General features: G+C 71.7%; 11 protein-coding genes. 8 read left to right on the top strand and 3 right to left on the bottom strand.

From position 1 onward, the window contains the following. The first annotated feature begins 77 nt into the window (after window positions 1-77). From FHS38_RS12110 to FHS38_RS12080, 7 genes are all read left to right on the top strand, one after another. A complete protein-coding gene (locus FHS38_RS12110; RefSeq protein WP_184733767.1) occupies window positions 78-1,067 on the top strand; it encodes a sugar-binding transcriptional regulator in 990 nt (329 codons plus the stop codon). A 203-nt stretch (window positions 1,068-1,270) separates the two neighbouring features. After that, window positions 1,271-2,713, top strand: coding sequence for a GuaB1 family IMP dehydrogenase-related protein (locus FHS38_RS12105; protein WP_268246179.1), 1,443 nt, complete (start codon window positions 1,271-1,273; stop codon window positions 2,711-2,713). Window positions 2,714-3,211: 498 nt separating this feature from the next. Then, entirely contained in the window at window positions 3,212-4,750 is a 1,539-nt protein-coding gene (locus FHS38_RS12100) for an amino acid permease (RefSeq protein ID WP_184733536.1), read from the top strand. Window positions 4,751-4,760: 10 nt separating this feature from the next. Then, a complete protein-coding gene (locus FHS38_RS12095) occupies window positions 4,761-5,216 on the top strand; it encodes an Lrp/AsnC family transcriptional regulator (RefSeq protein WP_095580789.1) in 456 nt (151 codons plus the stop codon). Window positions 5,217-5,271: 55 nt separating this feature from the next. Then, window positions 5,272-6,246: a LysR family transcriptional regulator gene (locus FHS38_RS12090; RefSeq protein ID WP_184733535.1), complete on the top strand. Its 975-nt coding sequence runs from the start codon at window positions 5,272-5,274 to the stop codon at window positions 6,244-6,246. Window positions 6,247-6,504: 258 nt separating this feature from the next. Next, window positions 6,505-7,314, top strand: a complete 810-nt coding sequence (locus FHS38_RS12085) for a carbon-nitrogen hydrolase family protein (RefSeq protein ID WP_184733534.1) — start codon at window positions 6,505-6,507, stop codon at window positions 7,312-7,314. A gap of 86 nt (window positions 7,315-7,400) precedes the next feature. Further along, window positions 7,401-9,122, top strand: coding sequence for a flavin monoamine oxidase family protein (locus tag FHS38_RS12080; protein WP_184733533.1), 1,722 nt, complete (start codon window positions 7,401-7,403; stop codon window positions 9,120-9,122). Window positions 9,123-9,177: 55 nt separating this feature from the next. Here FHS38_RS12080 and FHS38_RS12075 read toward each other — a convergent pair whose 3' ends face one another. After that, window positions 9,178-9,870, bottom strand: coding sequence for a DUF5995 family protein (locus tag FHS38_RS12075; protein WP_184733532.1), 693 nt, complete (start codon window positions 9,868-9,870; stop codon window positions 9,178-9,180). Window positions 9,871-9,967: 97 nt separating this feature from the next. Next, entirely contained in the window at window positions 9,968-11,371 is a 1,404-nt protein-coding gene (locus FHS38_RS12070) for a uracil-xanthine permease family protein (RefSeq protein ID WP_184733531.1), read from the bottom strand. 214 nt (window positions 11,372-11,585) lie between these two features. Here FHS38_RS12070 and FHS38_RS12065 point away from each other — a divergent pair, with 214 nt between their 5' ends. After that, window positions 11,586-12,407: a hypothetical protein gene (locus FHS38_RS12065; RefSeq protein WP_184733530.1), complete on the top strand. Its 822-nt coding sequence runs from the start codon at window positions 11,586-11,588 to the stop codon at window positions 12,405-12,407. 96 nt (window positions 12,408-12,503) lie between these two features. Here FHS38_RS12065 and FHS38_RS12060 read toward each other — a convergent pair whose 3' ends face one another. Continuing rightward, window positions 12,504-13,727 carry an MFS transporter gene (locus FHS38_RS12060; RefSeq protein WP_184733529.1) on the bottom strand — a complete coding sequence of 408 codons (1,224 nt, stop codon included), beginning with the start codon at window positions 13,725-13,727 and terminating at the stop codon, window positions 12,504-12,506. Window positions 13,728-13,753: the final 26 nt, after the last annotated feature.

Genomic DNA, 13,753 nt, shown 5'->3' with positions numbered 1-13,753 from the left:
ACAGGATGACGGTGATAAGTCCACAGCTTCAACGTAGTGAGGAGACCGCGGTGTCGACGGGCCGTTCAGCCACGCCGATGGGGCCCGCCGAGCTGGTGCAGGCGGCGGCCATGGCCCGCCGTTTCTACCTCGAGGGCAAGTCGAAGATCCAGATCGCCGAGGAGTTCGGCGTGAGCCGCTTCAAGGTGGCCCGGGTGCTGGAGACGGCTCTCGAGCGCGATCTCGTGCGGATCGAGATCCGGGTGCCCGCCGAGCTGGACGCGGAGCGTTCCGACGCCCTGCGCGCCCGCTACGGCCTGCGGCACGCGGTCGTCGTCGAGTCCCCGGCCGACGCGGCCGATGACGCGCCCGACCCGGAGAATCTCGGCGAGGTGGCCGCTGACCTGCTCGGCGAACTGGTGAACGAGGGCGATGTGCTCGGCCTCGCCTGGGGCCGCTCGACCATCCACATGGCCGCGGCCCTGCACCGGCTGCCGCCGTGCACGGTCGTCCAGCTCACCGGTGTCTACGACGCGGGCACCGCCGAGCGCGGCTCGGTGGAGGCCGTGCGCCGGGCGGCGCAGGTGTCCGGCGGCGAGGCGCACCCGATCTACGCCCCGATGCTGCTGCCCGACTCGGCCACCGCCGCGGCGCTGCGCGGCCAGACGGGCATCGCCCGTGCCTTCGACTACTTCGACAAGGTCACCGTCGCCGCCGTCTCCATCGGCTCCTGGGCGCCGGGCATCTCGACCGTCTACGACATGCTCAGCGAGGAGGAGCGCGCGCAGTACGCCTCGCTCGGGGCGGCCGCGGAGATGTCCGCGCACCTCTTCGACGCCGAGGGCCGCCGCATCGGCCGCGACCTGGGCGAGCGCTGCATCACGGTCGAGGCCGACCGGCTGCGCCGCATACCGGAGGTCGTCGCGATCGCCGGCGGGCTCCGCAAGGCGGCGGCGATCGGCGCGGTGCTGCGCTCCGGGCTGGTCACCAGCCTGGTCACGGACACCGCCGCCGCGGACTATCTGCTGCTGGAGACCGGCCCGGGCCCCCGCCCGGCCCTGGACCGGGCGGACCCGGACGGCGCGTAGCGCGCGGGGCGGGGGCCCGGCCGGGAGCCACCCCCCGCCCGCCCGGACCCGGCGTTTTGGAGAATCGGACCACGCCGTCCCGCAGAGCCTGGACGTTCGTCCCGGGCATCGCATTCAGGTCTACATGGGACAATGAAGTACGTGCTCTTTCCTCGGCATGAGCTTGTCGAGGGTCACCTCCGAACGACTTGGATGTTCAGCACGTGCGTTTCCTCAATGACCAGAAGCCGCCGTACGACCTGACGTACGACGATGTGTTCATGGTGCCGAGCCGCTCCGCGGTCGGTTCCCGGCAGGGCGTCGACCTGTCGGCGCCGGACGGGACCGGCACCACCATCCCGCTCGTGGTCGCCAACATGACCGCGATCGCAGGCCGGCGGATGGCCGAGACGGTCGCCCGCCGCGGTGGCCTCGTCGTCATCCCCCAGGACATTCCGATCGAGGTCGTCACCGACGTCATCTCCTGGGTCAAGAGCCGGCACCTGGTGCTCGACACCCCCATCGTCCTCGCCCCCACCCAGACCGTCGCCGACGCGCTGTCGCTGCTGCACAAGCGGGCGCACGGCGCGGGCGTCGTCGTCGACGGCGAGCAGCGTCCGGTCGGCGTCGTCACCGAGTCGGACCTGACCGGTGTGGACCGCTTCACCCAGCTGACCGAGGTCATGTCGACGGAGCTGCTGCTCCTCGACGCCGACATCGACCCGCGCGAGGCGTTCAACCAGCTCGACGCGGCCCACCGCAAGCTGGCCCCCGCGGTCGACAAGGACGGCCGGCTCGTCGGCATCCTGACCCGCAAGGGCGCCCTGCGTGCGACGCTGTACACCCCCGCCACCGACGCGGACGGCAAGCTGCGCATCGCCGCGGCCGTCGGCATCAACGGCGATGTGGCCGGCAAGGCCAAGCAGCTGCTGGAGGCCGGTGCGGACACGATCGTCGTGGACACCGCGCACGGTCACCAGGAGTCGATGATCAGCGCGATCAAGGCGGTCCGCGCGCTCGACCCGCAGGTCCCGATCGTGGCGGGCAACATCGTCGCCGCCGAGGGCGTGCGCGACCTCATCGAGGCCGGCGCGGACATCATCAAGGTCGGTGTGGGCCCCGGCGCCATGTGCACCACCCGCATGATGACCGGTGTCGGCCGCCCGCAGTTCTCCGCCGTCCTGGAGTGCGCCGCCGAGGCCAAGAAGTTCGGCAAGCACGTCTGGGCCGACGGTGGCGTCCGTCACCCGCGTGACGTCGCCATGGCGCTCGCCGCCGGCGCGTCCAACGTGATGGTGGGCTCCTGGTTCGCCGGTACGTACGAGTCCCCGGGCGACCTCCAGCAGACCGCCGAGGGGCGGCTGTACAAGGAGAGCTTCGGCATGGCCTCGGCCCGTGCCGTGCGCAACCGCACCAGCGAGGAGTCGGCCTACGACCGGGCGCGCAAGAGCCTGTTCGAGGAGGGCATCTCCACCTCCCGCATGTTCCTCGACCCGGCCCGCCCGGGCGTCGAGGACCTGATCGACTCGATCATCGCGGGTGTCCGTTCCTCCTGCACCTACGCGGGCGCGGGCTCCCTGGAGGAGTTCGCCGAGCGCGCCGTCGTCGGTGTGCAGAGCGCCGCGGGTTACGCGGAGGGCAAGCCGCTGCACGCCAGCTGGCAGTAACGATCAGAGAACATTTACGCGGACGGCCGGAGGGCCGACCGCGTGAGCGTTCCCGAAGGGGCGCGGCCTTCCGGCCGCGCCCCTTCGGCTTTTCCCCGTCCTCCCCGCGTCCTTCCTGCCGTTTTTATGCCGCGCGAATGTCCGCCCATGCCCCGTGAATATCTTCCGAACCCCCGCCGAACAGCTCGGAACGGGAGGTTCCCGCAGGTTCCTCCCGCGCGGCCGCCGGGCGGCGACATGTACCGATTCATGATGAGGCGTGCAACGATCACCCATTCCGGGCCCCCGCGCGCAACGTTCGTACGCGCATACGCAAGGATGGTGCATTACGAGCGCAGGCACCCACCTCGTAGGGTCTGCGCTGTACGTGGAGTGGCGGGTACCGCTTGCTCGGCGGTCCCCCTCGTTTTCCGGACATCGGCTTCGTCGTGTCCGCACCCCCCGAGTGGCCCGCCGTCGGCCCCTGCCCTCGACCGGCACGATGAACGGAGCCACCCAGTGTTGGACCAGGGCACAGCGCCACCCGCCACCGGCGACGACCAGTCGTCCCCGCGGCCCACCGCCGGTCTCGGCGCCCGTCTGATGCGGCGCAAGCCCGTCGAGCGGCTCGTGGCCGAGGGTGGCCAGGGCGAGGGCGGTTCGCTGCGCCGGTCGCTCGGCATGTGGCAGCTGACGATGATCAGCATCGGTGCCACCCTCGGCACCGGCATCTTCGTGGTGCTCGGCGAGGCCGTACCGAAGGCCGGCCCGGCCGTGGTCGTGTCGTTCATCCTCGCCGGCCTCACCGCGCTCTTCTCGGCCCTGTCCTACGCGGAGCTGGCCGGCACCATCCCGGTCTCCGGCTCCTCGTACTCCTACGCCTACGCGACCCTCGGCGAGATCATCGCCTGGGTCTGCGGCTGGTGCCTGATCCTGGAGTACGGCGTCTCGGTCGCGGCCGTCGCGGTCGGCTGGGGCGAGTACCTCAACGAGCTGCTGGACGGCACGATCGGCGTGACGATCCCCGCCGCGCTGTCCAACCCGCCCGGTGAGGGCGGCGGCTGGTTCAACCTGCCCGCGCTGCTCGTCGTGCTGCTGTGCATGGCCTTCCTGCTCGGCGGCGCCAAGGAGAGCGCCCGCGCCAACACCATCATGGTCGGCGTGAAGATCGTGGCCCTGCTGCTCTTCTGCGCCGTCGCCTTCATGGGCATCCGCGCCGGCAACTACAAGCCCTTCATGCCGCTCGGCCTCGGTGGCGTCTCCGCCGCCGGCGCCAGCCTGTTCTTCTCCTACATCGGCTTCGACGCCGCCTCCACGGCGGGCGAGGAGGCCAAGGACCCGAAGAAGGACCTGCCCAAGGCGATCATGCTGTCGCTGCTCATCGTGACCGCGATCTACGTGCTCGTCGCGGCGGTGGCCGTCGGCGCCATGCCGTGGGGCGACTTCGAGGGCTCCGAGGCCGCACTCGCCGGGATCATGAAGGACGTCACCGGTCAGAGCTTCTGGGCCGTGCTCCTCGCCGCCGGTGCCGTCATCGCCATCGCGAGCGTCGTGCTGACCGTGCTCTACGGCCAGACCCGCATCCTCTTCGCGATGTCCCGCGACGGGCTGGTGCCCAAGACCTTCTCCAAGGTCCACGAGAAGACCGGCGTGCCGCGCGCCAACACCGTGATCGTCTCGGTGTTCTGCGGTCTCCTCGCCGCGGCCGTGCCGCTGGGCGAGCTCGCCAACGCCACCAGCATCGGCACGCTCTTCGCCTTCGGCCTCGTGAACATCGCCGTCATCGTGCTGTTCTTCACCCGCCCGGACATGAAGCGCAGCTTCAAGGTGCCGCTGTTCGGAGTCAGCATTCAGCTCGGCTCGCTCCGGATTCCGCTCGCCCCGGTCTTCCCGGCCATCGGCTTCGGCTTCTGCGTGTACATGATGCTGAACCTGCCCGGCATCACCTGGCAGTGGTTCGGCGGCTGGATGGCCGTCGGACTCGTGATCTACTTCCTGTACGGGAAGAGCCGCTCGCGGCTCGCCCTGGAGGAAACGCAGGTAACCCTAGAGAAGTGATCCACCCGCAGTGCGACTGAACGATCTCGACGAACGCATCGTCCACGCCCTCGCCGAGGACGCCCGGCGCTCCTACGCCGACATCGGCACCGAGGTCGGCCTGTCCGCGCCCGCCGTCAAGCGGCGCGTGGACAGGCTGCGCGCCGAGGGCGCCATCACCGGGTTCACCGTCCGGGTGGACCCGGCGGCGCTCGGCTGGGAGACCGAGGGCTTCATCGAGATCTACTGCCGCCGGAACACCTCACCCGAGGCGATCCACCGCGGCCTGTCGCGCTACCCGGAGGTGGCGTCCGCCTCGACCGTCACCGGCGAGGCGGACGCCATCGTCCAGGTCTTCGCCTCCGACATGCGCCACTTCGAGCGGGTGCTGGAGCGCATCGCGGGGGAGCCGTTCGTCGAACGCACCAAGTCGGTGCTGGTGCTCTCCCCGCTGCTGCGCCGCTTCAGCTCCGGCGCGCCCTCCTGAGCGGGCCCGCCACGGACCGCCTCCCCGCGCACGGCACGCGGCCGGTGCTCGCGGCATGAGCGACGAGTCCGGTGCGAGCGGACCGCAGGCCGCGGGGAACCTGTCGAGAATCGACCTCAATCTGTTCGTGGCCCTCGACGCCCTGCTCGCCGAGGAATCCGTCACCGCGGCCGCCGACCGGCTCGGCCTGTCCGGCCCCGCCATGAGCCGCACCCTCGGCCGGATCCGCCGGGCCCTCGGCGACCCCGTGCTCGTCCGCGCCGGACAGCGCATGGTCCCCACCCCGCGCGCCCTCGCCATGCGCGACCGGGTCCGCCGGCTGCTCGAGGACGCCCGCTCGCTCTTCGCGGCCGAGGAGCCCGCCGACCCCTCCGGCCTCGTCCGCACCTTCACCCTCAGCGCCCACGACAGCAACGTGCTGGCCTTCGGCGCCGCACTGCTCGACCGGGTGGCCCGCGAGGCCCCCGGCGTCACCCTGCGCTTCCTCGCCGAGGGACCCACCGGCGTGGCACCCCTGCGCGACGGGGCCGTCGACCTGGAGATCGGGGTCGTCGACCGCGACGAACCGGAGGTCCGCGTCGAGCCGCTGATCGAGGACCGCATGGTCGGCGTCGCCCGGGCCGGCCACCCGCTGCTGGACGGGACCGTGACGCTGCGCCGCTTCGCCGCCGCGAGCCATCTGCTGGACTCCCGGCGCGGCAGGCTGTCCGGTCCGATCGACGACGCCCTGGCCGCCCACGGGCTGCGTCGCCGTGTCCTCGGCACCGTTCCCACCTTCGGTGCGGCGCTGCACGTCCTCACCGGCACCGACGCCGTCGGCATCGTCTCCGAGCGGCTCGGCGCACCGGCCGCGGCCGCCCTGGGCCTGGGGACCTTCGAGATCCCGCTGGAGCTGCCGCCGCTGGAGATCTCCATGGCCTGGCACCCGCGGCACGAGGCGGACGGCGGCCACCGGTGGCTGCGCGGCCTGGTGCGCGACGCGGTGACGGGGTTCGGCCGGCCGGCCGGCTCCGACGTTCCCCGGACCTGAGCGGGACCTCACCCGCCGGGGCCGGAAGCTACCGGTGAGTCACCTCGGCGCGTTGTCGATCAACCTCCGGTCGCCCCGCGCAACGAATCGGCGCGAAGGGCGGTCAACGCGCAACGAATCGTCCGTCGGTGCGCAACGGTCGCGCCTTGTCCGGTCGAGAGAGCGACCCGTACCGTCAGAGCGTCTTGATGAATGTCTGACGAATACCTGTTTGACATGGCTGTTCGCCACACCCGCCCCATCGGCTGAAGAGGACGCATGACGCCGCTGCGTATCGCGCTGTACCAAGGCCCCAGCGGCGTTCCCACCTCCACCGCCGACAGCCTCGACGCCCTGGCCGGCGCCGCCCGCCGCGCCGCGGCCGCCGGCGCCCGGCTGCTGCTCACCAATGAGCTGTACCTCACCGGGTACGCCCTCGGCGACGCGGTCCGCGATCTCGCCGAGCCCGCCGACGGCCCCGGCGCCCGGGCCGTCGCGCGCATCGCCACCGAGCACGGCCTGGCCATCGGCTACGGCTACCCCGAGCGCGACGGCGCCGACCCGGCGGCGATCTTCAACTCCCTCCAGCTCATCGGGCCGGACGGCGAGCGCCTCGCCAACTACCGCAAGACCCACCTCTTCGGTGACTTCGAGACCACCTCTTTCCGGCCCGGCGACGAGCCCGTCGTCCAGGCCGACTTCGAGGGCCTCCGCCTCGGCCTGCTGATCTGCTACGACGTCGAGTTCCCCGAGCCCGTCCGGGCCCACGCGCTGGCCGGCACCGAGCTGCTGCTCACCCCGACCGCGCTGATGCGCCCGTACGAGATCGTCCCCCAGACGATCGTCCCGGCCCGCGCCTGGGAGAGCCAGCTCTACATCGCCTACGCCAACCGCTGCGGCACCGAGGGCGACTTCTCCTTCGCCGGTCTCAGCTGCCTCGCCGCCCCCGACGGGACGGTACGGGCACGGGCGGGGGCCGACGAGGACCTGATCGTGGCCGACGTCGACCCCGCACTGCTCAAGGCCTCCCGCGCGGAGAACACCTATCTGAGCGACCGCCGCCCCGAGCTGTACGGACGGCTCACCTGAGCCGGTCCGGCCCCGGTCCGTCACCTCAGACCCCCCCAGCTCTTCCCCCAGTCCTCCCACACCCCCTGCCAGTAGGAGTCCCGCCGATGACGTCCACGGTGCCCACCGCCGTCCACGACGAGCAGCACGCCGAGGCCCAGGCCGCGCCGCCGATCACCATGTTCGGCCCGGACTTCCCGTACGCCTACGACGACTACCTCGCCCACCCGGCGGGCCTCGGCCAGATACCGGCGACCGAGCACGGCAGCGAGGTCGCCGTCATCGGCGGCGGGCTGTCCGGCATCATCGCCGCGTACGAGCTGATGAAGATGGGCCTCAAGCCCGTCGTCTACGAGGCGGACCAGATCGGCGGGCGGCTGCGGACGGTCGGTTTCGAGGGCTGTGACGCCGAGGGCGACAGCGGGCCGCTGACCGCGGAGATGGGCGCCATGCGCTTCCCGCCGTCCTCCACCGCCTTCCAGCACTACATCGACCTCGTCGGGCTGGAGACCAAGCCGTTCCCCAACCCGCTCGCGCCCGAGACCCCCTCCACGGTCGTCGACCTCAAGGGCGAGTCCCACTACGCCGTCACCGTCGACGACCTGCCGCAGGTCTACCGCGACGTGATGAACGCGTGGAACGCCTGCCTGGAGGAGGGTGCGGACTTCTCCGACATGAACCAGGCCATGCGCGAGCGCGACGTGCCGCGCATCCGTGAGATCTGGGCGAAGCTCGTCGAGAAGCTCGACAACCAGACCTTCTACGGCTTCCTCTGCGAGTCCGAGGCCTTCAAGTCCTTCAAGCACCGCGAGATCTTCGGCCAGGTCGGCTTCGGTACGGGCGGTTGGGACACCGACTTCCCCAACTCCATCCTGGAGATCCTGCGCGTCGTCTACACCGAGGCCGACGACCACCACCGCGGCATCGTCGGCGGCTCGCAGCAGCTGCCGCTGCGCCTCTGGGAGCGCGAGCCCGAGAAGATCGTCCACTGGGCGCAGGGCACCTCGCTCTCCTCCCTGCACAACGGCGAGCCCCGCCCCGCCGTGACCCGGCTGCACCGCACGGCCGGCAACCGCATCACGGTCACCGACGCGACCGGCGACATCAGCACCTACCGCGCCGCCGTCTTCACCGCGCAGTCCTGGATGCTGCTGTCGAAGATCGAGTGCGACGACTCGCTCTTCCCCATCGACCACTGGACGGCGATGGAGCGCACCCACTACATGGAGTCGTCCAAGCTGTTCGTTCCCGTGGACCGGCCGTTCTGGCTGGACAAGGACGAGGAGACCGGCCGGGACGTCATGTCGATGACGCTCACCGACCGGATGACCCGCGGTACGTACCTGCTGGACGACGGCCCGGACAAGCCGGCCGTCATCTGCCTGTCGTACACGTGGTGCGACGACAGCCTCAAGTGGCTGCCGCTCTCGGCGAACGAGCGCATGGAGGTCATGCTCAAGTCGCTGGGCGAGATCTACCCCAAGGTCGACATCCGCCGTCACATCATCGGCAACCCGGTCACCGTCTCCTGGGAGAACGAGCCCTACTTCATGGGCGCGTTCAAGGCCAACCTGCCGGGCCACTACCGCTACCAGCGGCGTCTGTTCACCCACTTCATGCAGGACCGCCTCCCCGAGGACAAGCGCGGCCTGTTCCTCGCGGGCGACGACATCTCCTGGACGGCCGGCTGGGCCGAGGGCGCGGTGCAGACCGCGCTCAACGCGGTGTGGGGCGTGATGAACCTCTTCGGCGGCGGCACGGACGCCACGAACCCCGGCCCCGGTGACGTCTACGACGAGATCGCTCCGGTGGAACTGCCGGAGGACTGAGACCGGTGAAGGGCCCTGGGACCGCCGAGGTTCCAGGGCCCTCGGTCTTCCCGCCTCACCCCAGCGGGGTGAGCAGACAGCGCCCCACCAGGCCGACGCTCGCGTCGACGCGGTCGGTGAACTCCGCCGCCAGATCGGGCAGTCCGCGCACCGCCCACAGCGCGCGGAACGACGCCCACGCCGCGTCCCGCGCGGCCTCCAGGCTCCACGAGCCCACCAGATGCGTCAGCGGATCGGCGACGTCCAGCAGATCCGGGCCGGGCATCAGCTCCTCGCGGATCCGCTCCTCCAGGGCGACGAGCAGCCCGCCGATCCGGTCGAAGTCGCCCTCCAGCGCGCGGGGTTCGACACCCAGGATCCGGCACGTGTCGGCGAGGGCGAGCGCCAGGTCGTGCCCGATGTGGGCGTTGATGCCCGCCAGCGCGAACTGCAGGGGCCGTACGGCCGGGTGGCCGCGCATCTGGAACAGCGGCCGCCAGCAGGCGGGCGGCCGGCGACCGGAGGAGCAGCGGTCCACCGCCGCCAGATACCGCCCGGCGAAGCGGACGTCCAGCTCCGCCGCCGCGACCGGATTCCCGAACGCGCCCGTCGTCACGCGCCGGCCGATCTCCTCGGTGACCGACAGGTACACCCGGTTGAAGACGGCCACCCCGTCACCCGGTGGTAGTGCCGCCTGAAGCTCCCGCATCCGCGTCAGCACCCCGTCGATCCCGGTGGGCACGTTCGGCTCCGCCCGCGTCGTCGTCATGCGCACAGAGTGACAGGCGTGTACGGAACGTAGGGGGACGCGGAGGAGCGGTGTACCGGAACGGATGAACGGCCCCGGCCGGGGGCGGGTGGCGGCGTCAGCCCGCGCGGCCCGCGGGCCCCTCGCCGGTGGTGCCGTCGTAGCCGCTCGTACCGGAATCCAGCAGCGGCTCCTGCTGCTTGAGGTGCGCCGGCGCCAGGGCACGCAGCACGTGGTAGCCGGTGATGACGACGATCGTGCCGAGCGCGATGCCGCTCAGCTCGAAATTGTCGCTGATCTTCAGGCTCACCCCGCCGACGCCGATGATGACGCCCGCCGCGACCGGCACCAGATTCAGCGGATTGCGCAGGTCCACCTTGTTGTGCACCCAGATCTGCGCGCCCAGCAGGCCGATCATGCCGTACAGAATGACGGTGATCCCGCCCAGCACGCCGCCCGGTACGGCGGCGACGACCGCGCCGAACTTCGGGCACAGGCCGAACAGCAGCGCGAAACCGGCCGCGGCCCAGTAGGCGGCGGTGGAGTAGACGCGGGTGGCCGCCATGACGCCGATGTTCTCGGAGTACGTGGTGTTGGCCGGGCCGCCCACCGCCGTGGAGAGCATCGTCGCCGCGCCGTCCGCGGCGATGGCGGTGCCCAGCTGGTCGTCCAGGGGGTCGCCGGTCATCTCGCCGACCGCCTTGACGTGACCGGCGTTCTCCGCGATCAGGGCGATGACGACGGGCAGCGCCACCAGGATCGCGGACCAGCCGAAGCTCGGGGCGTGGAAGGAGGGCAGGCCGACCCAGTCCGCCTTGGAGACACCCGAGAGGTCGAGCCGCCAGTGGTCGACGGCCTCCGGGCCGCCGTGCACCGAGTGGATCTGCCCGAAGACCCGGTCGAGGACCCAGGAGAGGGCATAGCCGAAGAGCAGCCCGAGGAAGATCGCGACGCGCGACCAGAAGCCCCGCAGGCACACCACGGCCAGACCGGTGAAGAGCATGGTGAGCAGCGCCGTCCACTGGTCCTGCGGCCAGTACGTGCTCGCCGTGACCGGCGCGAGGTTGAACCCGATCAGCATCACCACGGCACCGGTCACCACCGGCGGCATCGCCGCGTGGATGATCCGCGCGCCGAACTTCTTCACCGCGAGACCGCTCAGGAACAGCACCGCGCCGACCACCAGGATCGCGCCGGTGACGGCCGCGCTGCCGCCGCCCTGCGCCCGGATGATGGCCGCGACGCCGACGAAGGAGAGGCTGCAGCCCAGGTAGCTGGGCACCCGGCCGCGGGTCGCCAGCAGGAAGATGATCGTGGCGACGCCCGACATCATGATGGCGAGGTTGGGGTCCAGGCCCATCAGTACGGGAGCGACGAACGAGGCTCCGAACATCGCCACGACGTGCTGCGCGCCGAGGCCTGCGGTGCGGGGCCACGAGAGCCGTTCGTCGGGTCTGACGACCGCTCCGGGGGCGGGGGTGCGCCCGTCGCCGTGCAGAGTCCAGCGCACGCCGAGGCCCATGGTTGCTCCCTGTGTTCTTGAAATGGATCCGGACCATGCTAAGCGGGGGCGTCCGGTGCTCCCCGCCGCCGTGGGCGTCCGGTTGGCGCAGCGCGTTGCGACGACCGGCCCAATTCGCCCCCCGTACGACTGTATGACCCGATACAACCGCTACTGCCCGGTGTGTGCGAGGTATGCGTCCCTGTGTCCGATTCCTGCAAACAGGGAGACATACATGCGCAAGCTCGTCGGCCGCACAGCAGCCGCCGCGATCGTCGCCGCCGCCGCCATCGTGCCGATGTCCGGGGTGGCCCAGGCCGCACCGCAGGCCCCCGCCGCGGTGTGGGGTCACGACGACGACGACCGTAACGGCCACGACCGGGACGGTGACTGCCACCGTCGCTGCGGCGGCGGTCACCACGACGGCGACCACGACGGCGACCACCACGACGGCGGCTACGGCCACCACAACGGCGGCCACAACGGCGGCTACGGCCACCACAACGGCGGCCACAACGGCGGCTACGGCCACCACAACGGCTGGAACTACGGCGGCTTCGGCCACCACAACGGCTGGAACGACGGTCTCTGGGCCTGGCTGGGTGGCTGGGGCGGTGGCTGGGGCCACGGCCACAACGGCGACCACGACGGCTGGGGCGACCACGACGGCTGGGGCCACCACAACGGCGACCACAACTGGGGCCACCACAACGGCGACCACAAGTGGGGCCACCACAACGGCGACGACAACGGCCACCACAACGGGGGCCACAACGGCCGCCACAACGGCGACGACGACAACGGGCACCACAACGGCCGCCACAACGGCGACGACGACAACGGCCACTACAACGGGCACCACAAGGGCGACCACAACGGCGACCACAAGTGGGGCCACCACAACGGGGACCACAACGGCCACTACAACGGCCACCACAACGGCGGCTACGGCCACCACAACGACGACCACGACGGCGGCTACGGCCACCACGGGAAGAACCACGGCGGCTACGGCCACCACGACAAGGGCCACAACCTGCTGATCATCAGCCTCTGACGGCTGGCACACGACGGTCCGCCCCGCGGGCCGTACGCCGGACCCCTCGTGGGCCCGCCGTACGGCCCGCGGAGTCGTGTCCGGGGTACCGGCGCGTCAGGTCTTCGTGGCGGAGGCCGCGCGGTGCGCGCTCGCCCCGCGGGCCGGAGCCCGCAGGACGCCCGCTCCGGCCACCAACCCCGCGGTCAAGGCGGTCACCGACGAGAACGAGACCACCAGCGAAGTGGCGTCGGCGATCTGACCGATGGCCGCCGGGGCGATCAGGCCCGAGGTGTACGTGACCGTCGCGACCGTGGCGATCGCCCGGCTGGGGTCCGCGCCGCTGCGCCCGGCCGCCGCGAAGGCCAGCGGGACGACGACGGCGATGCCGAGGCCGACGAGACCGAAGCCGGCGATGGCGGGCACCGGGCCGGCCGCGGTCACCACCAGCACCCCGCCCGCGGTCGCGGCCACCCCGCCCACCCGTACGGTGCGCACCGGGCCGAACCGCCGTACCGCCGCGTCACCGGCGAACCGGGCCGCCGCCATCGTGCACGAGAACACCGTGGTGCACGCGGCCGCGACGCCCGGCCCGGAGCCGACGACCTCACGGAGATAGACCGCCGACCAGTCCAGGCTCGCCCCCTCGGCGAAGACCGCGCAGAATCCGACCGCGCCGATCAGCAGCGCGGAGCGCGGTGGCAGCAGACCCCGACCCCGTCCCCCGCTCCGCTCCGTCGTCGGCCGTTCCTCCGCGGCCGTGCGCAGATCGAGGACCCAGCGGCAGGCGACCGCGCCGATGACGGCCAGGGCGGTGGCGGCGAGGACGAATTGGATCCGGGCGTCGACGTCGGCGTGCGCGGCGACGGCACCCACCGCCGCCCCCACGAGCCCGCCGACGCTCCACATCCCGTGCAGCGAGGACATGATCGAGCGGCCCAGGCGGTCCTCGGTCTCCACACCGAGCGCGTTCATGGCGACGTCCGCCATCCCGGCCGTCGCGCCGTACACCGCCAGCGCCGCGCACAGGGCGAGCAGGCCGGGGGCGAAGGCGGGCGGCACGAGGGCGGCGCACCACAGGACGAGAAGTCCGCGCAGCGCGGCGCGCGAGCCGAAACGGCGGCTGATCCGGCCCGCGAGCGGCATCGCGACCGAGGCGCCGATCGCGGGGAAGGCCAGCGCGATGCCGAGCTGCCCGGGGCTGATGCCCGTGTGCTCCTGGACCCATGGGACGCGGGCGGCGAAGTTGCCGGTGACGGCGCCGTGCACGGCGAAGATCGCGGCCACGGCGATCCGCGCGCGGCGCACCCGGGGGTCCGCACGCTTGTGTGTGGTGGTCATCGCCCCGCATCCTTCCCGACGGGCCC

It is taken from the genome of Streptomyces netropsis, from assembly GCF_014203545.1.
GTDB lineage: Bacteria > Actinomycetota > Actinomycetes > Streptomycetales > Streptomycetaceae > Streptomyces > Streptomyces netropsis.
Note: the sequence above shows the minus strand (reverse complement) of the source record. Positions and strands in the feature narration are given on the sequence as shown.